Annotated in this window: 23 protein-coding genes; 8 read left to right on the forward strand and 15 right to left on the reverse strand. The window is 62.6% G+C overall.

What is annotated here, in order from left to right; translation table 11 throughout:
- Positions 1 to 112: 112 nt before the first annotated feature.
- Positions 113 to 1,807 (forward strand): dihydroxy-acid dehydratase, encoded by a 1,695-nt coding sequence (gene ilvD, locus QM716_RS05210; RefSeq protein WP_283302795.1) that lies wholly within the window; start codon positions 113 to 115, stop codon positions 1,805 to 1,807.
- Between the two features lie 16 nt (positions 1,808 to 1,823).
- Here ilvD and QM716_RS05215 read toward each other — a convergent pair whose 3' ends face one another.
- Both QM716_RS05215 and QM716_RS05220 read right to left on the reverse strand, forming a co-directional pair.
- Positions 1,824 to 2,480, reverse strand: coding sequence for a S1 family peptidase (locus QM716_RS05215; protein WP_283302796.1), 657 nt, complete (start codon positions 2,478 to 2,480; stop codon positions 1,824 to 1,826).
- A gap of 74 nt (positions 2,481 to 2,554) precedes the next feature.
- Entirely contained in the window at positions 2,555 to 3,283 is a 729-nt protein-coding gene (locus QM716_RS05220) for a DUF6319 family protein (protein WP_283302797.1), read from the reverse strand.
- A gap of 206 nt (positions 3,284 to 3,489) precedes the next feature.
- Between QM716_RS05220 and QM716_RS05225 the strand changes: the two genes are divergently transcribed.
- On the forward strand, positions 3,490 to 4,575 hold the full coding sequence (locus tag QM716_RS05225; RefSeq protein ID WP_502941950.1) for an adenylate/guanylate cyclase domain-containing protein: 1,086 nt from the start codon (positions 3,490 to 3,492) through the stop codon (positions 4,573 to 4,575).
- Positions 4,576 to 4,578: 3 nt separating this feature from the next.
- Here QM716_RS05225 and QM716_RS05230 read toward each other — a convergent pair whose 3' ends face one another.
- A complete protein-coding gene (locus QM716_RS05230) occupies positions 4,579 to 5,229 on the reverse strand; it encodes a TetR/AcrR family transcriptional regulator (protein ID WP_283302799.1) in 651 nt (216 codons plus the stop codon).
- 56 nt (positions 5,230 to 5,285) lie between these two features.
- On the opposite strand from QM716_RS05230, the gene QM716_RS05235 reads away from it, so the two are divergent.
- On the forward strand, positions 5,286 to 6,830 hold the full coding sequence (locus tag QM716_RS05235) for an MFS transporter (RefSeq protein ID WP_283302800.1): 1,545 nt from the start codon (positions 5,286 to 5,288) through the stop codon (positions 6,828 to 6,830).
- Here the strand turns inward: QM716_RS05235 and QM716_RS05240 are convergent.
- Entirely contained in the window at positions 6,818 to 7,348 is a 531-nt protein-coding gene (locus QM716_RS05240; protein WP_283302801.1) for an Lrp/AsnC family transcriptional regulator, read from the reverse strand. The genes QM716_RS05235 and QM716_RS05240 overlap by 13 nt on opposite strands.
- A 177-nt stretch (positions 7,349 to 7,525) precedes the next feature.
- Between QM716_RS05240 and hppD the strand changes: the two genes are divergently transcribed.
- Entirely contained in the window at positions 7,526 to 8,731 is a 1,206-nt protein-coding gene (gene hppD, locus QM716_RS05245; protein ID WP_283302802.1) for a 4-hydroxyphenylpyruvate dioxygenase, read from the forward strand.
- A 6-nt stretch (positions 8,732 to 8,737) separates the two neighbouring features.
- Here the strand turns inward: hppD and QM716_RS05250 are convergent, their stop codons facing one another.
- From QM716_RS05250 to QM716_RS05265, 4 genes are read right to left on the reverse strand one after another with little or no spacing between them, the layout of a single operon-like run.
- On the reverse strand, positions 8,738 to 9,388 hold the full coding sequence (locus tag QM716_RS05250) for an NUDIX hydrolase (protein WP_283302804.1): 651 nt from the start codon (positions 9,386 to 9,388) through the stop codon (positions 8,738 to 8,740).
- Complete coding sequence (locus QM716_RS05255) at positions 9,385 to 10,668, reverse strand: adenylosuccinate synthetase (RefSeq protein ID WP_283302806.1); 1,284 nt, start codon at positions 10,666 to 10,668, stop codon at positions 9,385 to 9,387. Before QM716_RS05255 ends, QM716_RS05250 begins: the two co-directional genes overlap by 4 nt.
- A 12-nt stretch (positions 10,669 to 10,680) precedes the next feature.
- Positions 10,681 to 11,667, reverse strand: coding sequence for a hypothetical protein (locus QM716_RS05260; protein ID WP_283303073.1), 987 nt, complete (start codon positions 11,665 to 11,667; stop codon positions 10,681 to 10,683).
- 5 nt (positions 11,668 to 11,672) lie between these two features.
- Positions 11,673 to 12,704, reverse strand: a complete 1,032-nt coding sequence (locus QM716_RS05265; RefSeq protein ID WP_283302808.1) for a hypothetical protein — start codon at positions 12,702 to 12,704, stop codon at positions 11,673 to 11,675.
- 222 nt (positions 12,705 to 12,926) lie between these two features.
- On the opposite strand from QM716_RS05265, the gene QM716_RS05270 reads away from it, so the two are divergent.
- Positions 12,927 to 13,046: an SDR family oxidoreductase gene (locus QM716_RS05270; RefSeq protein WP_283302809.1), complete on the forward strand. Its 120-nt coding sequence runs from the start codon at positions 12,927 to 12,929 to the stop codon at positions 13,044 to 13,046.
- 15 nt (positions 13,047 to 13,061) lie between these two features.
- Here QM716_RS05270 and QM716_RS05275 read toward each other — a convergent pair whose 3' ends face one another.
- Complete coding sequence (locus QM716_RS05275) at positions 13,062 to 13,823, reverse strand: SDR family NAD(P)-dependent oxidoreductase (RefSeq protein ID WP_283302811.1); 762 nt, start codon at positions 13,821 to 13,823, stop codon at positions 13,062 to 13,064.
- Between the two features lie 198 nt (positions 13,824 to 14,021).
- On the opposite strand from QM716_RS05275, the gene QM716_RS05280 reads away from it, so the two are divergent.
- A complete protein-coding gene (locus tag QM716_RS05280) occupies positions 14,022 to 14,798 on the forward strand; it encodes an SDR family oxidoreductase (RefSeq protein ID WP_283302813.1) in 777 nt (258 codons plus the stop codon).
- 110 nt (positions 14,799 to 14,908) lie between these two features.
- Here the strand turns inward: QM716_RS05280 and QM716_RS05285 are convergent, their stop codons facing one another.
- Genes QM716_RS05285 through QM716_RS05310 form a run of 6 tightly spaced genes read right to left on the reverse strand, consistent with a single transcriptional unit; the run spans position 14,909 to position 20,589 of the window.
- The gene (locus QM716_RS05285; RefSeq protein WP_283302815.1) at positions 14,909 to 15,730 is read right to left on the reverse strand and encodes a MaoC/PaaZ C-terminal domain-containing protein; all 822 of its coding nucleotides are present in this window, start codon (positions 15,728 to 15,730) and stop codon (positions 14,909 to 14,911) included.
- 30 nt (positions 15,731 to 15,760) lie between these two features.
- Positions 15,761 to 16,939, reverse strand: a complete 1,179-nt coding sequence (locus QM716_RS05290) for a lipid-transfer protein (protein WP_283302817.1) — start codon at positions 16,937 to 16,939, stop codon at positions 15,761 to 15,763.
- A complete protein-coding gene (locus QM716_RS05295; RefSeq protein ID WP_283302819.1) occupies positions 16,939 to 17,367 on the reverse strand; it encodes a MaoC family dehydratase in 429 nt (142 codons plus the stop codon). Before QM716_RS05295 ends, QM716_RS05290 begins: the two co-directional genes overlap by 1 nt.
- The gene (locus tag QM716_RS05300; protein ID WP_283302821.1) at positions 17,364 to 18,479 is read right to left on the reverse strand and encodes an acyl-CoA dehydrogenase family protein; all 1,116 of its coding nucleotides are present in this window, start codon (positions 18,477 to 18,479) and stop codon (positions 17,364 to 17,366) included. Before QM716_RS05300 ends, QM716_RS05295 begins: the two co-directional genes overlap by 4 nt.
- On the reverse strand, positions 18,479 to 19,426 hold the full coding sequence (locus tag QM716_RS05305; RefSeq protein ID WP_283302823.1) for a bifunctional MaoC family dehydratase N-terminal/OB-fold nucleic acid binding domain-containing protein: 948 nt from the start codon (positions 19,424 to 19,426) through the stop codon (positions 18,479 to 18,481). Before QM716_RS05305 ends, QM716_RS05300 begins: the two co-directional genes overlap by 1 nt.
- Positions 19,423 to 20,589, reverse strand: a complete 1,167-nt coding sequence (locus QM716_RS05310) for an acyl-CoA dehydrogenase family protein (RefSeq protein ID WP_283302825.1) — start codon at positions 20,587 to 20,589, stop codon at positions 19,423 to 19,425. The genes QM716_RS05305 and QM716_RS05310 overlap by 4 nt, the downstream gene beginning before the upstream one ends.
- A gap of 129 nt (positions 20,590 to 20,718) precedes the next feature.
- Between QM716_RS05310 and QM716_RS05315 the strand changes: the two genes are divergently transcribed.
- Both QM716_RS05315 and QM716_RS05320 read left to right on the forward strand, forming a co-directional pair.
- The gene (locus tag QM716_RS05315; protein WP_283302827.1) at positions 20,719 to 21,177 is read left to right on the forward strand and encodes a nuclear transport factor 2 family protein; all 459 of its coding nucleotides are present in this window, start codon (positions 20,719 to 20,721) and stop codon (positions 21,175 to 21,177) included.
- Between the two features lie 115 nt (positions 21,178 to 21,292).
- Positions 21,293 to 22,150 carry a MetQ/NlpA family ABC transporter substrate-binding protein gene (locus tag QM716_RS05320; protein WP_283302828.1) on the forward strand — a complete coding sequence of 286 codons (858 nt, stop codon included), beginning with the start codon at positions 21,293 to 21,295 and terminating at the stop codon, positions 22,148 to 22,150.
- Positions 22,151 to 22,160: the final 10 nt, after the last annotated feature.

The raw sequence follows: 22,160 nt of genomic DNA on the forward strand, positions 1-22,160 counted from the left end.
CACCCAGCCCCAACTGTGATGCGGCGAGTCTATTCAACGCGGGCGCCTTTTCGAGGCAACTCGAGTCGCTCGTCTGCCGGAAAGACACTCCGCTGACGCCTATGCTTGTAAAATGACCGAACCCGACATCAAGCCCAGAAGTCGTGACGTCACCGACGGACTCGAAAAGACCGCAGCGCGCGGCATGTTGCGTGCAGTAGGAATGGGCGACGACGACTGGGTCAAGTCGCAGATCGGCGTCGCCTCGTCCTGGAACGAGATCACGCCGTGCAACCTGTCCCTCGATCGCCTGGCCAAGGCCGTCAAGGAGGGCGTGCGGGAGGCCGGTGGGTTCCCCCTCGAATTCGGCACTATCTCCGTTTCCGACGGCATTTCGATGGGTCACGAGGGCATGCATTTCTCCCTCGTCTCTCGCGAGGTGATCGCCGACAGCGTCGAGACCGTCATGCAGGCCGAGCGCCTCGACGGATCGGTTCTTCTCGCCGGCTGCGACAAGTCCTTGCCCGGCATGATGATGGCGGCGGCCCGCCTCGACCTGGCAAGCGTATTTCTCTACGCCGGTTCCACTCTCCCCGGCGTCGCCAAGCTTTCCGACGGCAGCGAGCGCGAAGTCACCGTCATCGACGCGTTCGAAGCTGTGGGCGCCTGCTCGCGTGGGCTGATGAGCCGCGAAGACGTCGACACCATCGAACGCGCGATCTGCCCGGGCGAGGGTGCGTGCGGCGGCATGTACACCGCAAACACGATGGCCAGCGCCGCCGAAGCCATGGGAATGTCGCTGCCCGGCAGCGCTTCACCGCCCGCACCGGACCGTCGCCGAGACGGATTTGCCCGCGAGAGCGGCAAAGCCGTGGTCGAGCTCCTGCGTCGAGGCATCACCGCCAGGGACATCCTCACCAAGGAAGCATTCGAGAACGCCATCGCGGTGGTCATGGCTTTCGGCGGTTCCACCAATGCGGTGCTCCATCTCCTCGCGATCGCGCACGAAGCGTACGTCCCGCTGACGCTCGACGACTTCGCTCGCGTCGGCGCCAAGGTCCCGCACCTCGCCGACGTCAAGCCTTTCGGAAAGCACGTCATGACGGACGTCGACCGTATCGGCGGCGTCCCCGTCATCATGAAGGCATTGCTCGACGCCGGACTCATGCACGGAGATTGCCTGACCGTCACCGGCAAGACCGTGGCGGAGAATCTGGCGCACATCACCCCGCCCGATCCCGACGGCAAGGTTCTGCGGGCGATGAACAAGCCCATTCACCCGACCGGAGGCATCACGATCCTGAAGGGGTCGCTCGCTCCCGGCGGAGCAGTCGTCAAGTCGGCAGGTTTCGAATCCGATGTATTCACCGGAACTGCAAGGGTTTTCGAACGCGAGCGCGCCGCAATGGACGCACTCGAAGACGGAACAATCACCGGTGGCGACGTTGTTGTCATCCGCTACGAGGGCCCGAAGGGCGGCCCCGGAATGCGCGAGATGCTGGCGATCACCGGCGCGATCAAGGGTGCGGGTCTCGGTAAGGACGTCCTGCTGCTGACGGACGGACGATTCTCCGGCGGCACCACCGGCCTGTGTGTCGGACACGTAGCGCCCGAGGCCGTCGACGGCGGCCCTATCGCGTTCGTTCGCGACGGCGATCAGATCCGGCTCGACGTGGGTACCGGACAACTCGAATTGTTGGTCGACGATTCCGAATTGGAAGCCCGCAAGGAGGGCTGGGAGCCGTTGCCGCCTCGCTACACCCGTGGTGTGTTGGCCAAGTACTCCAAGCTCGTGGGATCAGCCTCGGGTGGAGCAGTGTGCGGCTGATCCCAGCGAGGCACTGCTAGATGGGCCGGTACCCGGCGCCGACGCCTCCGTGGGCATTGATCGTGTCCACGATGGAGGTCATGTTGGTGCCGAGTTCCGGCCCCAGGCACGGTACCCAGAGATATGCGTTCACCATCGCGACCAGCGTCGTGCCAACCGTGACCGGAGCTCCCGAATCACCGTGGTCGACGCAGATCTGAGTCCAGGTGGATGCGTCGGCGCTCAAGTCTCCCCAAACGACGCCGCAGGTGGTGCCCGTCGTACGGCCTTCCTTGCAGGCTGTGGCCGGGAAGCTGGCCGGAGCGCCGATCGACGTGATGGTGGCCGCGCCCACCGTTCGAACTGGTGTGACTTTGGCGGGATCGAACTGTATGACCCCGTAGTCCAGCTCCGGGTTCGACTCGACGAACGTGCCGACCACGCCCGCGCCCTCATTGCTTTCCGGGATCACGGAAGATCCAGGGCCACCGCAGTGACCTGCGGTGATGCCAACAAGTCTGCCGCCGTTGTCATGACCGATGGTGGTCAACGTACACACCAGCTGGTTGTCGATGATGATGCCCGAGCCACCGCCCATGGGCGTGGGTGCAGCAACCGCGTTACTGCTGACGATGAAGCCGAGTCCGAGTGCCAAGACCAACGCTGCCAGGGCCGAAACAATTCGCTGCAACATCACAATCTCTCCGCCGGTAATCTCCCCGCTGCAAAAAACGCATACCCCGGAAAGTGCGGACTTACGCAGCGGTTCTAGTCGGTAGCTCCGAGCGCCTCGAGCATCTTGCGAGCCTCTTCGAGTTGACGACTCAACTCGTCGACTCGCGCCGCGGCCATGTCTCGCGCAGCGACGATGATGGACTCTACGGCTTCGATGGCGGTGGGCTCACCCAACTCGCGGACAGCTCGCTCGACTGCATCGGGTGCGACCGGAACCGCTTTGCCCGGACGCTTCGCGCCCTGTGTGACCGTCACGCTCCAATCGTTGTCGGCACCCGCATGGATGGTGACACTGATGCCGGCGGGCAGTTTCTTCGCACGCTTGACTGCCGGGCGAGGTGTCGCGGCAGGAGTAGCCGGGGCGGTCGACACCGGGGCGGGTGCAGGCTGTGCCCGGGGCTTGGGCCGAACGGGCTCTACGAGTGGCTCCATCGGCTCCATCAAGGGTTCGGACTCCACAACTGGTTTGGGCCGGGGCGCCGGTTTGGCCGGTGACGCGGACACACGGTTGATGCGCAATTCTTCTGCCTCGAAAGGCAATTCGTCATTGACACCTTTGGGACGGATGAGCACGGTATTGCCGTCCACCGACACGACTTTCGCCGAGGTACCGGCTTCGATCCCCAGGCTGGGGGTTGCCTCGCGCAGATAGACGGTGGCGCGCTTACCTTCGGCGACAGCCGTGGCGAGCGCTGCCAGATTTTCCGCAGTGAGGTGATCCGGCGTTGATGCGGCAGCGCCGGAACGTCTACGGGGTGGCATGCGCAAGTCCTTTCAGAAGAATGTGGTGCATTTCAGTATCGATAGGGCTTTTCTCGGGGCAACTCTTGCACAAGCCACCGACGTGTTCGCTCTCACCGCCCGCCTGAGCCCGAGGATTCGGAGGCGGTTCGGCTGATTCAGTACTGTTCTCGGGGCACCGCGTGGAAGATGGTGGACAGTAATTCGTTGCGGCAAGAAGGAGCACGGTGAGCAGTTCGGAGTCAGAGTGGATCGACGAGGTCACCGAACCCGCCCCTTCTGAACCTCACACTGCTGATCCGGTCGACGTGGATGCTCATCTGCTCAGCCGAATTCAAGCCGACATCGAGGAGTCTCTCCTCGGCGGGCCCCGTTGCTTCACTCAGTCGCAGATCGCGGAATTCGCCGGTGTGACACGCGAGCGTGCCGATCGTTTGTGGGTGGCGATGGGCTTTGCAGTCGACGAGGATCCCGACGCAGTCATGTTCACCCAGCAAGATGCCAACGCTCTCAAGACGATCATCGACATGGTGAATCGAGGAGTCATCTCGCAGAGCAGTGAGGTGGCTGCCGCCCGCTCACTCGGGCAGTCGATGTCGAGATTGGCTGAGTGGCAGGTATCGCTCATCAGCACACACATCATCGACCAGCTCGCCGACTCGGCGGATCACGAGCCCGAAGCGATCCGGAAGATCGTTCTGAGCCTCGGCGCCGAGATCATCCCCGCGGTGGAATCTCTGCAGACGTACGTCTGGAAGCGTCACGTCGCGTCCTCGACGGGCCGCAACGTCGGAAACCCGGGCGAAGAAGTCGCGAGTCGTGTTCTGGTCGTGGGTTTCGCCGACATCGTCGGGTACACCTCGCTGACCCGCGGCCTCGACTCCGCCGAACTCAACGATCTGCTCGAGCGGTTCGAGTCGGCGTCCACCGAAATCATCGGGCGCAACTACGGCTGGGTGGTCAAGACCGTCGGTGACGAAGTCATGTTTGCCGCCGAAAGTCCCCACCACGCCGCCGAGATCGCTTTGCAGATCCAGCAAGCCGTCCTCGCCGATCACGACGATCCACAGCTTCGGGTCGGTCTGGCCATGGGTCCGACGTTGGTTCGCTTCGGAGATCTTTACGGTTCGGTGGTCAACAAGGCCGCGCGCCTGACCAGTTCCGCTCGTCCCGGCACTGTGCTGATCGACTCCGAGTTGGCCACCCAGCTCGGCTCGGACGCCAATTTCAAACTGCGACACCTTCGTCCGCGGCGAGTGCGCGGCATCGACCGCCTCGAGCAGTACGTGCTACGACGCAACCTGGAGCCGTGAGCGTCAGCTCGACACTCCGCGTGCAGCCAGAAAGTCGTCCACGATCTGCTCACACGCAGCCTCCCCGAGAGGCGTCAGCGTGGCCAGCTTGGTGAGCACCAAAGGTCCGACCAACTGAGCAAGTGCGACGTCGTAGTCGTACTCCCCCAACGCGTCGATCGCGTCTGGCGCGCGCAGGATCCGATCGAACGCGTGACGGTACTGCTCGAAAACCGTCTGGCGCAGTGATCGCAATTCGGGCTTGTCCGTGGACAGGGCGTCGACACTCGAGTAACCCTTCAGCTCCGGTCCCAAGCCGAGCCAGCACATCGCCGTGACCTGGATCGGTGCGCTTTCGATGGCCTTGGCCTGACTGGTCAACAACTCGAGCAACTGCGCGCGGAGATCGCCTTCACCGGACATCTCCGGCACCGGCGGCAGTAGACGTGCAAATGCCGCGGCGAGTAACTCCGTGCCGCTGTCGAAATGGCGATACAGCGTCGCACGCGCGACGTTGGCCAACTTGGTGACGGCATCGATCGTCACGGCGTCGACGCCGCCTTCTGCCAGCAGCTTGGTCGCCGCGTCGAGCAACCTCGACCTGGAGCGTTGTTTACGCGGGTCCTCGTCGTTTCCCTGCTGATCGATTGCCTGCTTGTCGATTCCCACCGTCACAACTTCAGTTATACCCACTTGGGGGTTGTGGAACTGCTGTTCTTGTAACGATACTGATGGTCTTGTTTCTATCGGGAGGTTTCGTGAGCAGCGATACGACGCTCGAACAGTCCACGTGGACCATCCGACAGATCTGGATGCTGACCGTCGCGTGCTGCGCGGTCGCACTGGTCGTCGCAGCAATGGCCGCGCTCAACACGGCCCTCCCAGACTTGGCCCGCGACACCGGCGCAACACAAAGCCAGCTCACGTGGATCGTAGACGGGTACACGCTCACGCTGGCTTGTCTCCTGTTACCGGCGGGCGCACTCGGCGATCGTTATGGCCGACGCGAACTGCTCATGTTCGGACTACTCGTTTTTGCTGCCGGCTCGTCGATTCCGGTCTTCGCGGACGAGCCGTCGTGGATCATCGTCTCCCGAGTGATCTCCGGTATCGGCGCCGCATTTGTCATGCCGGCGACGCTGTCTCTGCTCACCGCGGGCTTTCCGCCGGCCCAGCGTGCCCGCGCCGTCGGAGTCTGGTCCGGGGTGGCCGGTTCCGGTGCAATCGCCGGACTGGTCGTCTCCGGCCTGCTCCTCGAAAAATGGTCGTGGCATTCGATATTCGTCAGTCTGGCCGTCGTCTCCGTCTTGATCCTCGTGGTGTCGTTCACGATCGTGACATCGAAGGACTCGGAGGCAACTCCACTCGATCTTCCAGGCACCGCACTGATAGCCGGATCGATCGGACTGTTTGTCCTGGGGATGATCGAGGCACCCGCCCGCGGTTGGCTCGATCCGGTGGTCGTTGCCCTGCTGATCGGCGGAATTGCCATGACGGCCATCTTCAGCTGGGTCGAATTACGGACTCGCCATCCACTTCTGGACGTCAGGCTGTTCGCCAATCGCGCATTCGGCAGTGGCGCAGCGTCACTGACACTGCAGTTCCTGGCGACCTTCGGCCTGTTCTTTCTGATCGTGCAGTATCTGCAACTGGTGCTCGACTACTCTCCGCTGCAATCGGCGCTAGCCCTCATGCCGATCGCCGTGCCGGTGATGGCCCTGTCCGTGGTTGCGCCCCTGCTGATTCCACGTATCGGTCTACGCACCCTCACCGCAACCGGAGTCGCCTTCCTCGGAACCGGAATTGCACTCCTGGCGCGCTTGGACGCCAGTTCGACCTATGCCGAAGTCTGTGTTCCCTTGATAGTGGCCGCCATTGGACTGGGTTTGTCGACAACCCCCGCAACTGCTGCCATCGTCTCCAATGCACCAGACTCCAAACAGGGCGTTGCATCAGCAGTCAACGACGCGACCCGTGAGATCGGCTCTGCCATCGGCGTTGCACTCGCTGGAAGCATCCTCGCCGCCGGGTACAGCAATCATGTTCAGCCCGCGGTCGACTTGCTGCCCGAACCCGCCAAGGAGCCGGTCTCCGGCTCCCTCGCTGCTGCACTTCACGTCGCCGAAGCAGCCGGACCGCAAGGCGCACAGTTGGCCGAATTCGCCCGTGAAGCCTTCATCAAAGGGATGGACCAAGGAGCGCTCACACTCGCCGCGATCATGTGGGTATCCGCGATCGTCCTCGGGTTCTGGGCTCCGGGCCGTCAGCGAGACTGACCCTCGTGTCGATACGCCGGAGCCTTGGTCGTCTGCTTCGACTGCAAAGTCTGAAGTAGGGGCATCGACCGAAGCGGCACCACAACCGAGAGGACCATGACGCTGGTCGAGCGAGTGGCTATCCCCGACCGGTTCAGTTCGAGCAGAGTCGCCTGCAAATCCTCGTGCGACGCAGCGGCAATCCGGCACAGCACGTCCCCGGAGCCGGTGGTGGCAAAGGCTTCGAGAACACCGGGTATGGCTTCGAGTTCGGCGGTAACGGTGTCGAGCGCCCCCTGTGCGATCTGCAAAGTCACGAATGCCTGCACTCCGAAACCCGCTGCAGCCAAGTTGATGTGCGGGGCATACCCAGCGATGATTCCCGCATCTTCCATCCTTTTCAGTCTCGCCTGCACCGTCGCCCGGGCAACCTTGACCTGACGCGAGAGCTCCAAAGCACCGGCGCGCGGGTGCTTGTTCATCGCGTCCAACAGAGCCAGATCCACTGCGTCGAGATTCACGTCTGCTCCACTCGTCATTCAACTATGCACACTGCCTATAAAACATTGCCATAATCTTCGGATTCCGGCGCTATGTCTACTTTCAACTACCTCCGTTGACTACCCAACCTCTGAAGGACTTATCTGTTTGTACTGGCAGTGCCGAACATAACTCGAGCACCGCGCTGTGTACATCGCACTCAGAGGGGACTCACCATGACCGTCGAACAGACTCTCACCGACGACGAACAGTTGGCCGGCCTGGATCTGGAGCAATTACGCCAGTTGGTCGGATTGGTCGAGTACGACAGCGATCACGATCCCTTCCCGGTGAGTGGTTGGGACGGCCTCGAATGGATCGTCGGAAACGCCACGCAGACTTCACATTTCTTCCAGTCCGCGTTCGGCATGGAATTGGTGGCGTATTCGGGCCCGTCCACCGGAAACCGCGACCACCACGCGTTTGTACTCAAGAGCGGTGCCGTGCGCTTTGTCGTCAAGGGTGCTGTGGATCCGACAAGCGAGTTGATCGAGCATCACAGCCGTCACGGCGACGGCATCCGCGACATCGCGCTCAGCGTCCCCGACGTGGACAAGTGCATCGCGCACGCCATCACCCAAGGTGCGACGGTGCTGAGCGAACCGCACGACGTCACCGACGAGCACGGCACCGTTCGCCTGGCCACCATCGCTACGTACGGCGAAACTCGGCACACCCTCGTCGACCGTTCCCGCTACACCGGCCCCTACCTTCCCGGATACGTCGAACGCGCGTCGTCGTACCGCAAGCGTGACGGCGCGCCCAAGCGAATCTTCCAGGCTCTCGACCACGTGGTCGGCAATGTCGAACTCGGCAAGATGGATCAGTGGGTCGACTTCTACAACCGGGTTATGGGCTTCACCAACATGGCCGAGTTCGTGGGCGGCGACATAGCCACCGACTACTCAGCACTGATGAGCAAAGTCGTCTCGAGCGGAAATCACCGAGTCAAGTTCCCACTCAACGAACCTGCCATTGCGAAGAAGCGGTCACAGATCGACGAATACCTCGAGTTCTACCAAGGCCCAGGCGCTCAGCATCTTGCACTTGCGACCAACGACATCCTCGGGGCCGTCGACGCTCTCGTCGACGAGGGAATCGAGTTTCTCTCCACTCCTGCTTCGTATTACGAAGATCCCGAACTGCGTGCGCGCATCGGCGAAGTTCGAGTCCCCATCGAGGAGTTGCAGAAGCGAGGCATCCTGGTCGACCGCGACGAAGACGGTTACCTTCTACAGATCTTCACCAAGCCGATCGGCGATCGCCCCACCGTGTTCTTCGAGATCATCGAACGCCACGGCTCGCTGGGATTCGGGCTGGGAAACTTCAAAGCTCTGTTCGAAGCGATCGAGCGTGAGCAGGCCGCGCGGGGCAACTTCTGAGGTAGTTCAGCTGTTTTCGTTCCACGCCCAGACCACCGAGGGTCGCCCGGTGGCACTGACTCGGACGCGTTCGTCCGTACGTTCCAGTCCTGGCAGCGCTTTGAGTGTTCGGTTCAAGTTGCCCGGATCCGGACGCACACCGGAAAGTTCCTCCGCAACCGCCAACGCATACGACGCCGGAAACGACGGACCCAGCAGCGCGCGCGTGAAGGCCTGATCTCGCCACAACAAGGTGTCCACCAGGATCGGGCGGGTATCGGCGACTATCCGATCGTGGTCGAACGCAAGGTCACCCGGGTTGTCCCAGCTCACCCACTCGGCTGAATTCGGCACCTCGTCAGACGAGATCACTGCCCACATGGTCACCGAGAGCGTCGGCCCGCGTGGGTCGCGATTGGGCTCGTCGAACACGGTCAGTTGCCCGCTGGCGAGGATCTTCCCGTCCGCAATTCCTAGCTTGGTGGTCACGGCCCGCCTGGCGGCGTCCTGCAACCGCTCACCGGCGCCCAGCAGTACACCGGGCAGCGCTAACTGCCCGGTGTACGGCTCCGCTTGCCGCGCAGTGACTGCAAATCGCAACATCCCGGGCTCCGGATTGCCGAAGCGGAGCGCGATGACATCGATCGAGACAAGTGACTGGTCCACACCGTCCATCATGCAGGCACTGGGCATCGGACCTGACGATCGGCCCGGTCGGCACCGTCCGCGGTCAGAACTACCGGCGCCCCCATTTCCTCGCTCAGATACCGGGCGAGATCGTCCGGGTCGGCCGGAAGTTCCTTCGGGACAACCCCTACGACTTTCAATGAATCTGTCAGCGCCTGTTGGTGATCGAGATCCTTCCACTCTCCGACGGGAACGGATGGCAATCCTTCGTACGCCTGCACCCCGTGGATCGGGGTGCCGGCAGCCCGCGCGCGCTCCATCGCATCGAGATGAGTCAGCGCCAATCCGTCGACGCCACCGCTCACCTCGATTGCGTAGCGCAACAACAACTCGTCGAGGTGACCCATCCGGAATCCACCTTGATACTCACCGACCCCGTTGTGCAGCTCTGGCAACACCTTCGCCAGATCCGGATCCTCGGTCGGGAACGGTCCAGCTCCGTGTCGTGTCATGTACGTGCGGGTGACACCGAGGACGTAACTGTCCCGGCCCAACTCGCCGATCATTGCTCGCGCATTGGACGGTTCGACCGTCGACCACGTGGTGTGTGGGTGAAACCCCCGCCACTCGTCGAGAAGGACACCTTGAGCTCCCTCGAATACCAGACGACCACCGGCACTCCACCCGCACAGTGCGCCCGGGCCGGCAATGTCCACGACAGCACCGAATTCCGCGTACATGTCGACCATGTCGTCGATCGGCGGAAAACCGTGGCGGCTCTCCTCGATCAACGGTCCGTAGTGGGCCACCAACGCCGACAACTTAAAACGCAAGGCATCCGGTAGCAGACAGTCTCCCACCGTCGGTGCACTGTGGCCTAGCGCGTACGCCGCAGTCTCACCGATTCCCTTGCCACACGAGCCGTGCCGGTTGCCGCCGCGAGCATCCTCGCGGGCTCTGTTGGCTGCGACGTGAATCGGCGTCGTCAACAATGCGCGCGCGTCGATCCGTATCAGGTCGAAAGGGTTACGAACTCCGATCGACTCCAGAGCACGCGCCTCCCGGGCGAGCGCGATGGGCTCGACCAACACGAATCTCGAGAGAAACGTCGGGACACCGGACAACGTACCCGAGCCGAACTGCGAAAACGTGTGGTGCCGCTCGCCGACGATCACGTTGTGCGCTGCCTGCGCCCCGCCGTTGAACCGAACCACGGCGGCCACACCGAGATCGGCTTGCTCGGAGCAAAGCCAGTCGACCGTTGCTCCCTTGCCCGCGTCGCCGAATCCGAGATCCACGACGACGATGTCACGACCTTCGAAAGCGTTCACAGACTTCTCCTTTTAGACGAAATCGACGTCGTCCGTGCCGGTTCCGAGGTGACGGGGCAAACCGACCATCGTTGCAGTGGCACTTCGTGGAATCAGAGCCAGAGCCTTTCCGACGGTCTCGGCTTCAGCCGTGGAACCGACGTCGCGGAGATCCGCCAGTCCGTCGCGCAAATCGATGCGATCTTCGCCGATTCCGACCGTCAGCGCGATCAATTCACACACGGCGGCGGGGTCGTCGAGTTTGACGAACCGCTCACCGAGCAGCCCTCTCCAGTGATCCGCGATTTCCGGGTCGTTGAAGTACGACGACTGATCGGGCAGAACGTAATAGACGTTCCACCGCTTTTCGAGTTCACGGTAGATCGAAGGTACCGATACGTCCTGACGAACCTTGTCACCGATCACCGAACGGATGTGGCGAGCCGAGAGCCGCGGCTTGTTCAACTCGTCGCCGATGATGAAGAGGTAGCCTTTCCGTGCACGCTTCTCCCAGGCATCGGTACTCGTGTGGCGCGCCATGAAATATGCTGCCAATTCATAGCTTTCCGATTTCTGACCGCCACCGTTGCCTTCGAGGAAAATGGTTCGAAGCTGTTCGTCCATCGCGTTTCCCGACTCGAACTGCCCGACTTGCAGTGGCACCCGGTCGGAATCTGCGTCACCGATACCGCCGAACAGAATCTGCGGATCGTCCGCATATCCCTTGCGTTGCAGCAGTCCGTGCAGCTTCCCGAGCTTGTCCTGCATGATGCGAGGGACCGCACCCATCGAACCGGTGACATCGAAAAGCACTGCTATCGGCAGCGAATCGGGGTGCCCGTCCGAATCTCGGCACTCGCGCTTGTCGACGCCGAAGGGGTCGAGCGTCGAGTCCGCTTTCCAACTGCTCCGCGGACGCGACCGGAGTGAATCGGTGTAGCCGAAGTCGTCGACACCACGTGCGGCACGAAAAGTCTTGCCCGCCAAGTACGTGTTGTCATCCCAGTATCCGTAGCCCATGGTGATCACTGTCCTTTCGTGGAGGGAACGGCGAACGGACGAAATGTCCGCTGGCCATAGAGAAGATCGAGAAGTTCGTCGAACTCACCCAGTAGATCGATCGCGTCGGGACGCAGTCTGGGGTTGTCCTGCATGCAGCCGCCGGCAAAAGCCTTCATCCGTTCGTGGGTCTGCTCGCCCAGCATTCGCAGCATCAAGCGATGAGCCATGTAGATGTCCCAGGCCGACGAAGCCGCTTCGCCGCGTTCCGGTGGGTAGGAATCACGATCAGAACCGATCGTCGCGAGCAGGCGACTGCCCGCGCGCGTAGCAAACGACCAGCCCACCAGAACCACCCCGTGCCGATCAGGCTCGATCAGCACGTTGTCCGCAGTGATCGCGGTGTGCACCCAGCCAGTAGCGTGCGCCGCTGCAAGTGCCCGAAGGAGACGGCGGTGCATCCACGCCCAGTCAGGCGGATCGAGGCCACCTGGATATGCGGCACGAACATCGGCGAGACTCACGAAACCTTCAGTCAGATCGTCGAGCACGTCGATCTGGCGTCTCGTGCCGGCGTCCACATGGGTGATTCGATCGATCAACCGCGGGAAGTACGGGGCTGCCCAACCGGCATCGGACGAATTCTCGATGTCCGTCAGCGCATTTCGCTCCGCCTCGATCATGGAGTTCGCCCGAGGGTTTCGCGGAATCTTGAGTACGACACCGGCATCGGACCGGTACAGGTTGGCGACCGACCCGCGCGCTACCAGTCCACCCAATGCGTACTCTCCCCGATCTCCTACATATACGGGCCGAGAATCCGCAGGCTTGAACTCCGCCGTCCAACTCCGGTAAAGCTCGTTCAATCGGGACGTTGCGGCCGAGTACCGCACACGATCTTCGGGCCTCGCCCGGTCCGGATGAATCGCGGAGGCGAGCCGATGAAAACGACGCTTTGCAGCACGGCGGGTGCCTGGATCACTGGAGACTCCTCCGAACACGTCGGCCGAAACCTTTGCTGCCTCGACTGTTTCGAGTGCGGTGCTCGTCGTTTTCATGGTTTTAGTCTAACTGACTAAAACAAAGTCGGCAAGAAGGCGTATTGCGTCCGGGTACATGCGAATTACATGCAGGACACGAAAATGACAATCATCTGCCGGCACCGAGGGCCGCAACAGCCTTACGTAGATCGATCACCGCCGGACTACTGTCTCCATCGCGCGTGCACAGATCGATCGAACATTGCTCGACGTCGGAGATTCGCACGAAACTGATATCCGATGGGTCGCGCCCAGATGCCCCGAGACATCGCCGAAATGGTCGCGTTCTTGCTCAGCGACAAGGCTCGCAATGTCACCGGGCAGACGATTGCCGTCGACGGCGGCGCCGTGATGACTTGATCGGGTCGATGGCGGTCAGCCCCAGCGCGACTGACCGCCGTCGAGCGGGATCGTTGCACCCGTGAGGTACCCGGCGTCTTCGCTGACGAGGAAGACGACAGCACGACCGATGTCGGTCTCGGGATCTCCGACGCGTCCCAGCGGGATACCCGCAACAAAAGCCGCCGCTTCTTCCGGGTTCTTGTCCATCCACCACTGCAGTGCGGGAGTCTTGGCGTGCGGGGCGACGTTGAGAACTCGAATGTTGTCCTTGCCCCATTCGCAGGCCGCGGCGCGGGTCAACGAGCGCATGCCTTCCTTGATGGAACCGTAAGCGCCGTAATTGCTGGCGTCCCAGCGCACGGCTGCTGAGGTGACCATGTTGATGATGACGCCACCGCCACGACTGTTCATGTGCGGGTACGACGCCTGCATCATGCGCAGGGTGGCGAGTGGGCCCGTCGCGAAGGAACGCTCGAAGTCTTCGTCGAGCACGCTCAAGAGCGGACCGGGCTTGCAGTCGTTTGCGTTGTTGACCAGGATGTCGATTCCGCCGAACAGTTCGACGGTACGGGCGACAGCCGCGGTGATGTCGTCCTTCTTGCTCACGTCGCAGACCACGGCCTCACCGCGAGCGCCGATGTCAGCCAGCAGTCCGCAGGTGGTGTGCAACTTGGATTCGGTACGGCCGGCAACGGCGATCACGGCTCCCTCTTTGGCCAAGGCCAGGGCGATCCCCTGCCCGATTCCCTGACCCGCACCCGTGATGAGTGCGACTTTGCCTTCGAGCTTGCCCATGTGACTACTCCAATGTCCTTCGACGTGCGGGCCCTTTTTGCGAGAAGGACCGGTCGATTCTGGTGACTGCCGGTGTTTGTCGTCTACACTCGACCTACAAACAACCAAGCACTTGCTTGACCCTAAGGTGTGCGACCGTGTCGCGTCAATCACTTTGGGCGGCAATTCAGCTCGGCACTGCACCAGGAAGGCTCCACCGTGACACTGCCCAACCCCGTCGATTTCAGCGGCCGCTCGGTGATCGTCACCGGCGGCACCAAAGGCATCGGCTTCGTCATCGCCGAAACCTTCCTCGCCGCGGGTGCGAACGTGCTGGTCTGTGGCCGCAACGAGCCCGAAACTCTGCCCACCGCCGACGGCCGTAGCGCAGCCTTTCGCGCCACCGACGTCCGTGATCCTGCCGACGCCGCAGCCCTCGTCCAGGACGCAGTCGAGCGCTTCGGCCGTCTGGACGTCCTGGTCAACAACGCCGGCGGCTCCCCCGACGCCGATGCTGCGACGGTGTCGCCCCGCTTCGTCGAAAAGATCGTGGCACTGAACTTGTTGGCGCCCTTCAACGTTGCCCAGGCTGCCAACGCAGTCATGCAGACGCAGGACGAGGGCGGCGCCATCATCAACATCGGCAGCGTCTCGGCAATCGACCCACAGCCCGGAACCGCGGCGTACAGCGCGGCCAAGGCGGGTCTCCTCGTTCTGACCAAGTCGTTGGCCCTCGAATGGGCTCCCAAGGTCCGGATCAACCACATCACGACCGGCCTGATCCGTACGGAGGCAGCCGCCGAGGTCTACGGTGCCGACGGCGGCGCTGCGGTCACCAGGACCATTCCGATGAAGCGGATGGCCGTACCGGCAGATATTGCCAACTCCTGCCTGTTCCTGGCGAGCCCACTCTCCTCGTACGTGAACGGCGCCGACATCGCCGTTCACGGCGGCGGCGAATATCCGGCTCGCTACATGGCGACCCATCAGGACTGAATCACTCACAAAGCAGCCCCGGAGCGAATGTGCTCAGGGGCTGCTTTTTTGTGCGAACAACTGCGGGGCGCGACGAGGGGTCAAGCACCCCGCAGTTGAGTATGGAGGGACTAGTGAGTGGAGAAGCTCACTCGTGCACCGGAAATCGCCACCTGATCACCCTTGCTGACCTGGAACGCCAGGTCGTCGGGAGTTCCCCACGCAACGATGGACGGCGCTTCACCCGGATGGATTGCCGCAGCGAATCGGCCCTCGAGGCTCACGAGGTCCGCCGGATGCACTCCGGCGACCCGAGCCAGCTCGAGGGTGCTCGCGGCCAACGTGCACAGTCCGTGCATGATCGGACGCGGCTGGTTGATCCGCGCCGCAGCATCGGGATCGATGTGGATGTGGTGTTTGTCGCCCAGCAGGCGGTACATCGCAGTCTGATTCTCCGCCGTGGTCAGCACGCCGGTCAGCGAAGGCTCACCGGTAGGCTCCGCCGGACGTGAGGGTCCACGTTCTCCGCCGAATCCACCGGCACCGGGAGCAAAAAGTGACCAGGTCGCGACGAAGTATTCGCACTCCACCGTCACCTCGAACACCGCAGCTGCGCCCTTGTCCCACACCTCACCGACCGAAGCCTTCAACGTCACGTCACCGCTACGCGGCAGCGGGGCATGCACTTTCAGCTCTTGCGAGCCGTGGAGTGCTGTCTTGGTATCGAAGGCTCCCGCTGACCCCAGCGCGTCAGGGGCCCACTGCGCCAGCGTCAGAGCAAAGGTCGGCAGTACCCGAAGCTGATCCTCGAAGACGAGGTCCAACTCGGTTGCCTTGGCGCCCACGGCAAGTGCGTACAGGATCGCGTCGCGCTCGGTGTACGAGACGGTGCGGGTACCGAGATCGGCTCCGCGCCAATCGCCGGCGGTCTTCGCAGCTTCCGAAGTTGTCACTGTCATGTCCTCTCTTGAACAGCGTCTCTCTTAAACAGCGCCGAGAACGAGACCGCTGGTGGGTACCGCCGTTCCGGCTGTAACCAACACGTTTTCGACGCCCTCGGGCTGATTGGTCGACGTGCCTCGGACCAGTCGCACACCTTCGGCAATTCCGTTGACGCCGTGCAGGTATGCCTCGCCGACCTGACCACCGTGAGTGTTGGACGGCAGGCGTCCACCGATCTCCAGGTTGCCCTCGCGGATGAAGTCCTTGGCCTCACCTGGCTTGCAGAAGCCCAGTTCTTCGAGTTGCGGAAGCACCAACGGGGTGAAGTGGTCGTACAGGATCGCTGCGTTGATGTCATCAGGGGTCAGGCCGCTCTGGCCGTACAACTGACGAGCAACCAGGCCCATCTCCGGAATACCGGAGATGTCAGGACGGTAGTAGCTGGTCATCATGTGCTGATCCTTGCTACTGCCCTGAGCGGCACCCTTGATGACGACGGGCTTGTTGGCCAGATCCTTTGCGCGCTCGGCAGAGACGATGACCAGCGCCTGGCCGCCGTCGGTTTCCTGGCAGCAGTCGAGCAGGTGCAGCGGCTCGGCGATCCAGCGCGAGTTCTGATGGTCCTCGAGTGTGATCGGACGCTCGTAGAACCAGGCAGCCGGGTTGTTGGCGGCGTGCTTGCGCGCCACCACTGCAACTCGTCCGAAGTCCTCACTCGTCGCACCGTACTGGTGCATGTATCGACGGGCGAACATGGCGACCCACTGAGCGGGAGTCGACAAGCCCTGAGGAGTCATCCACGCATATGCAGCGCGGTCAGCGGTGCTGTCCATGGGTCGATCGTGCTGGCCAAGGCCGTAGCGCACACCGGAGCGCTCGTTGAAAGCGCGGTAGCAGACCACGACGTCGGCAACACCCGTCGCAACTGCCATAGCGGCCTGTTGCACCGTGGCACACGCAGCGCCGCCACCGTAGTGAATGCGCGAGAAGAACTCGAGCTCACCGAGGCCGCAGTTGCGAGCCACGATGGCTTCGCCGTTGGTCTCCGACGTGTAGGTGGACAGACCGTCGACCTCGGACGGATCGATACCGGCGTCAGCGAGTGCCGCGACGATGGCCTCACAAGCCAACTGCAGTTCGGTGCGGCCGGAGTTCTTCGAGAACTCGGTGGATCCGATGCCGACGATGGCAGCGGCACCCGAGAGCGGGCTGATCGCCATCAGGGCCTCCCCTCTTCCTTGAAAGCGACTGCGACGGTTCCGGTTGCGTGATTCCCGAGGTTGTTCGCGCCCTGCACCTTGACCACGACCACTCCGTCTTCCTTGGACACGACCTCACCGGTCATCGTCATGGTGTCGCCCGGGTAGTTGGGTGCGCCGAGACGGATTGCGATGCGGCGCAGAGTCGATGCCGATCCAGCCCAGTCCGTGACGTACCGGCCGACGAGACCGTTGCTCGTGAGGATGTTCATGAAGACATCCTTGGAGCCACGTTCCTGAGCCAGGCTCGGGTCGTGGTGCACGTCCTGGAAATCGCGGGTGGCAATTGCGGTGGCGACGATCAACGTGCGGGTCAACGGGATTGCCAACTCGGGCAATGCATCTCCGACCATGATGTCCGCGTAGCTGCCACCGGTGAGAACGGTCATGCGAGCACCTCCACACCGGATGCAAGCTGCGCACCCAGACGCGCGAGGTCGGAGCTGGAACCACCGAGGGTGGCAGCAATCTGCTTACCCCACAGCAGGTGACGGTGAACCGGGTAGTCGGTGTCCACGCCCATGCCGCCGTGCACATGCGTCGTCCGATGCACCACACGCTGCCCGCCATCGGTCGCCCACCACTTGGCGACCAGTACCGAGGTGCCGAGATCCAATCCCTCGGAAATTCGCCATGCTGCCTGCCACAGTGTCACTCGCATTGCCTCGAGATCGATGTAGCAATCGGCGAGCTGGTGGTTGACCGCCTGGAACGTTGCGAGGGGTCGGCCGAACTGCTGGCGGCCGTTCAGATACGTGACGGCCTGTGCCACAGCGCCCGATCCGACGCCCCATTGAATTGCGGCCAATGCCAGTTCGACTCGGTCGATCAGCCACGGAACCGTGGTTCCGTCGGCCGCGCCGATGAGCTGCGCCGGCGTTCCGGCCAAGGTGACGTTGGCACAGATCTCCCAGTTGGTGGACTGTGTCTGTTCGAGCGTCACTCCTTCGGCACTCAGGTCCACCAGCAGCAATGCCGTACCGGTGGAAGTGGTTGCCGAGACGAGGGCGAGGTTCGCGATGTGAGTCATCGGCACTACTGCCTTCTCACCCGTCACGGTCCAATTGCCCTCGGCATCTTGCTCAGCCGTGGTCAGTGGGTCGCCGCCCGTGTACGGACCGAACTCCTCGAGACCGACGGTCAGGAATCGACTGCCGTCGGCAACTCCCGGAAGGAGTTCGGCGCGAAGGGAATCAGACCCGAATTCATTGACAGCCAGTGCCGCAAGGGTCGTCTCCCAGATCGGCACGGCCGCAACGTGACGTCCCTGCTGTTCGAGCAGCGCGTACAGCTCCGACAATCCGAGGCCACCGCCGCCGAACTCCTCCGGCAGTGCGATTCCGAGCAGCCCGGTGCTCGCGAGTTCACGCCACAGTTCACGGTCGACGCGCTCAGTGGAGAGTTCGATCTCCTTGGTGCGTTCGATCGTCGCCTTGCTTGTGAAGACCTCGTCGGCCAGTGCGCGAATCGCTTCCTGCTCTTCGCTGAAATTGAAGTCCATCAGTGCTCCTCGCGTACGGCCGGCCGGAACGCGGGAAGCGTCAGATCCGGGTCGGCGTCGATCCAGTCAAGTTCCACGGGCATGTCGACCACGACATCTTCGGGCGCGATGCCCACCATGTTGGCGATCAATCGGGTTCCCTCTTCGAGTTCGACGACCGCAACGATCAGCGGGTAGTCGAACGCGTCGATCTTGGGGTGGTGATTGACCACGAAGCTGTACACCGTGCCCCGGCCCGACGCGTCGATCGTGTCCCACTCGAGTGACTGGCACTCCCCGCACATCGGGCCGGTGGGATGACGCAACGTCTTGCAGGACATGCAGCGCTGAATCACCAGACGGTGCTCCTTGGCTGCTTCGAACCAGAAAGCGTTGTCCGCGTTGAGAGCCGGACGCGGACGCAATGCACGAGGAGCTTCGGGCGCAGCAGATTCCTGAGGCTTGAACCGCAGCGTCCGCCACCGCTGGGTGCCGACAACCTGGTCGTCACCGTTGCGGTAGGTCTTGAGCGTCGTGACGAAATGCCCGACGCCGAGACCGGTCTTCTTCTCCGGCGAAATCGACTCGATGACCTCGGTGTAGTTCACGCGATCGCCGGGGCGCAGTTCGACGAAGAACTCCTGATCGGAATCGGTGGCCACGACGGAGGTGTATCCGGCTGCGTCGAGGGTGGCGATCAGATCGGTCCACACCTGCGAGGGGTCGTTGCCCGCCATCTTGTCGGTGAACGTCCGCATGATCCAGACCTGGAGCATCTGAGCAGGAGCGACGACGCCGTCACGGCCGGTGGCGCGGGCGGCTTCGTCGTCGAGGTAGACGGGATTTGTATCGCCCACGGTCTCGGCCCAATGCCGGATCATGGGGATGTTGACCTCGTCGGGCCCCCAGGTAGTGGGAACCAGAGTCTGGCCGACAAAAGCGTCGAGTTGCGCCGAAATGTCGCTCACTTGACCCTCTTTTCGCGAACCAAGCCGAGCCCGATGGTGCCGACCATGTCACGCAGAACCTCGTTGACGCCGCCGCCGAAGGTGTTCACGACACCCTGACGCGAGATCTGTTCGATCTGACCGGCCAACAAAGCGCCCGGCGAATCGGGGCGAATGCGTCCGGCGGAGCCGAGAATTCCGAGGAGGGTGCGATAGACGTCGACGTGAGTTTCGGTGCCGTACGTCTTGGTGGCGCCCGCGTCCGCTCCGGAGAGCGTGTCCTGTGCGACGGCTGCCGTCATCTTCCAGTTCAGCAGCCGCATCGCCTCGAGCTTGGCGTGTGTGCGCGCAAAATCCTGCTGGACCCAGGGGATGTTGATGGCGCCGTTCTCCTTCGCCCAGTCCAGGACCAGGTTCCACAGACCGTAGGTACGGCCGCCGATGGCCGCCAGGCCGATTCGCTCGTGGTTGAGCTGTGCGGTGATGAGCTGCCAGCCGCCGTTGACCTCGCCGACAACGTCCTTCGACGGGACGCGAATTCCGGAGTAATACGTGGATGTCACCATCAAGCCGCCGACAGTGTTGATCGGTGACCACTCGAAGCCTGCGTCCGCGGTGGGGACGATCAGGATCGAGATGCCCTTGTGCTTGGGGGCATCCGCGTCGGTGCGGCAGGCCAGCCACACGTAGTCGGCAGTATTGGCGCCACTGGTGAAGATCTTGTTTCCGTCGACGATCCACTCCTCACCGTCGAGAACCGCACGAGTTTTGAGTGACGCGAGGTCGGTGCCGGCCTCGGGCTCGGTGTACCCGATGGCGAAGACGATGTCGCCGGCCAGAATGCCGGGCAGGAAACGTTCCTTCTGCTCTTCGGTGCCGTACTTCATCAACGTCGGACCGACGGTGTTGACCGTCACGAAGGGGAACGGCAGTCCCGCGCGCTGAACCTCGTCGAAGAACACGAACTGCTCCTCGATGGAGCGTCCCTGTCCACCGAATTCCTTCGGCCAGCCGATGCCGAGCCAGCCGTCCTTGCCCAGCAACTTCACGATCTCGCGGAAGTAATCGCCGCCCACACCTTGCTCGCCGGCCGCGCGACGCTTCTCTTCCGGCAGCAGCGTCGCGAAGTACGCGCGCAACTCCTTGCGGAGCTCCTGCTGCTCGGGCGATTCCCTCAGATCCATCGCTGTTCTCCTATGGCATTCATGGCTGGCAACTCTTGGTCTGGACGCTAACCAGATGCCCAGGTGGGCGCTGTGAATGTCTCGATGAGCGGGAAGCCGAAACATGAGCGGCGTCACATAGGGTGAGATATGCGCATGGACTCCTCGGATCGCGTCGCTCTCACCGACTTGGCCGCCAGGTATGCACAGGCCGTCGACCGCCGAAACACCACCGCACTTGCGGCTCTCTTCACTGACGATGCGGCATTTGTCTTGCCGCCGGCACTGAACGGAACCGATGCGCCGACGGAGATACGTGGCAACTCCGTCGTCAGCAGTTCGGTGGTCGATGCCGTCTCACACCTGCACTCGACCCGGCACATCGTCGAGCAGCAGATCCTCGACCTCGACAGCCCCACCACCGCACACGGTGAGGCCTACTGCTCCGCTCACCACATCTATCCGCGGGGCGACGGCTACCGAGACAACCGGATCGAGATCCGTTACCAGGACAGCTTCGAAAAAGTCCACGGCACCTGGCTGTTCTCGCGCCGTGGATTGGTCGTCGATTTTGCCGAGGACGTTCCGGTCATCCTGCTCGGACAATAGGTCCATGAAAAAATCGCGGTGATTCTGTATCTCCTCACGGGAGGTTTACCGGGCTAGCGTTCACGAACTGTCACGCCATCTCGGCGTGGCGTTCGGCTATGTCTTGGAGATTTACATGTCACGCTCGCGCACCAGAAGATTCCTCGCTGCCTTCGCAGTGGCCGCCGTCGCAGTCGGAACCGTCGCAGCGTGCTCGAGCGACAGCTCCTCCGACGCCAACGCGCCCCTTCGTATCGTCGCTTCTTCGGTTCCGCATGCCGAGATCCTGAAGTTCGTCGAAGAAAAGGGCCTGCTCGGCGACACCAAGATCGAGGTCAGCGAGATCACCGGCGACCTCGACGCCAACGAGGTGCTCGAAGCCGGCGACACCGACGCAAACTTTTTCCAGCACGTGCCGTATCAGGAATCGTGGTCGAAGGAGAAGGGCGTCGACGACCTGGTCGCCGTGGCGAAAGTCCACGTCGAGCCGCTCGGTGCATACTCCAAGAAGGTCACCAACGTGGCCGACCTGCGCCAGGGCGGGGCGGTGGCGCTGTCCAACAACGTGACGAACTTCGCCCGTGGGCTGTACCTGCTGCAGCAGGCCGGATTGATCAAGCTGGATCAGCAGTTGGGCGCTCCCGGCACGGACATCACGCAGATCAGCGAGAAGAACATCATCGACAACCCCAAGGGACTCACGTTCACCCAGGTCGATCCCCCGCAGCTGCCGCGCACGCTCGACGACGGAAATGTCGATCTCGCAATCATCAACGGCAACTATGCAATCGAAGGTGGCCTCAATCCGGCCGAGGACGCCCTGGTGCTCGAGAAGGCCGAGGGCAACCCGTACGCCAATGTCCTGACCGTACGCACCTCTCTCGAAAACGATGCGCGAGTGCAGAAGTTGGCCGAGGCATTGACGTCCGCCGACGTCGCGACGTTCATCGAGCAGACCTACCAGGGCTCGGTCATTCCGGCCAGCGCCACCTGATCGAGACCCG

Source organism: Rhodococcus sp. IEGM 1409 (genome assembly GCF_030056735.1).
Classification (GTDB): Bacteria; Actinomycetota; Actinomycetes; order Mycobacteriales; family Mycobacteriaceae; genus Rhodococcus_F.

What these genes read in the sequence shown, in the direction of transcription:
- QM716_RS05260 (WP_283303073.1), bottom strand. Translation starts at nt 11,667, where the DNA reads ATGGGCTACGGATACTGGGATGACAACACGTACTTGGCGGGCAAGACT.
- QM716_RS05220 (WP_283302797.1), bottom strand. Translation starts at nt 3,283, where the DNA reads ATGCCACCCCGTAGACGTTCCGGCGCTGCCGCATCAACGCCGGATCAC.
- QM716_RS05310 (WP_283302825.1), bottom strand. Translation starts at nt 20,589, where the DNA reads ATGGATCTGAGGGAATCGCCCGAGCAGCAGGAGCTCCGCAAGGAGTTG.
- QM716_RS05215 (WP_283302796.1), bottom strand. Translation starts at nt 2,480, where the DNA reads ATGTTGCAGCGAATTGTTTCGGCCCTGGCAGCGTTGGTCTTGGCACTC.
- QM716_RS05315 (WP_283302827.1), top strand. Translation starts at nt 20,719, where the DNA reads ATGCGCATGGACTCCTCGGATCGCGTCGCTCTCACCGACTTGGCCGCC.
- QM716_RS05275 (WP_283302811.1), bottom strand. Translation starts at nt 13,823, where the DNA reads ATGGGCAAGCTCGAAGGCAAAGTCGCACTCATCACGGGTGCGGGTCAG.
- QM716_RS05320 (WP_283302828.1), top strand. Translation starts at nt 21,293, where the DNA reads ATGTCACGCTCGCGCACCAGAAGATTCCTCGCTGCCTTCGCAGTGGCC.
- QM716_RS05250 (WP_283302804.1), bottom strand. Translation starts at nt 9,388, where the DNA reads ATGATGGACGGTGTGGACCAGTCACTTGTCTCGATCGATGTCATCGCG.
- QM716_RS05235 (WP_283302800.1), top strand. Translation starts at nt 5,286, where the DNA reads ATGGTCTTGTTTCTATCGGGAGGTTTCGTGAGCAGCGATACGACGCTC.
- QM716_RS05265 (WP_283302808.1), bottom strand. Translation starts at nt 12,704, where the DNA reads ATGAAAACGACGAGCACCGCACTCGAAACAGTCGAGGCAGCAAAGGTT.
- ilvD (WP_283302795.1), top strand. Translation starts at nt 113, where the DNA reads ATGACCGAACCCGACATCAAGCCCAGAAGTCGTGACGTCACCGACGGA.
- QM716_RS05295 (WP_283302819.1), bottom strand. Translation starts at nt 17,367, where the DNA reads ATGACCGTTCTCACCGGTGGCAGCTACGCGGACATCATGGTCGGAGAT.
- QM716_RS05300 (WP_283302821.1), bottom strand. Translation starts at nt 18,479, where the DNA reads ATGGACTTCAATTTCAGCGAAGAGCAGGAAGCGATTCGCGCACTGGCC.
- hppD (WP_283302802.1), top strand. Translation starts at nt 7,526, where the DNA reads ATGACCGTCGAACAGACTCTCACCGACGACGAACAGTTGGCCGGCCTG.
- QM716_RS05270 (WP_283302809.1), top strand. Translation starts at nt 12,927, where the DNA reads ATGGGTCGCGCCCAGATGCCCCGAGACATCGCCGAAATGGTCGCGTTC.
- QM716_RS05240 (WP_283302801.1), bottom strand. Translation starts at nt 7,348, where the DNA reads ATGACGAGTGGAGCAGACGTGAATCTCGACGCAGTGGATCTGGCTCTG.
- QM716_RS05290 (WP_283302817.1), bottom strand. Translation starts at nt 16,939, where the DNA reads ATGGCGATCAGCCCGCTCTCGGGTGCCGCTGCCATCGTCGGCATCGGA.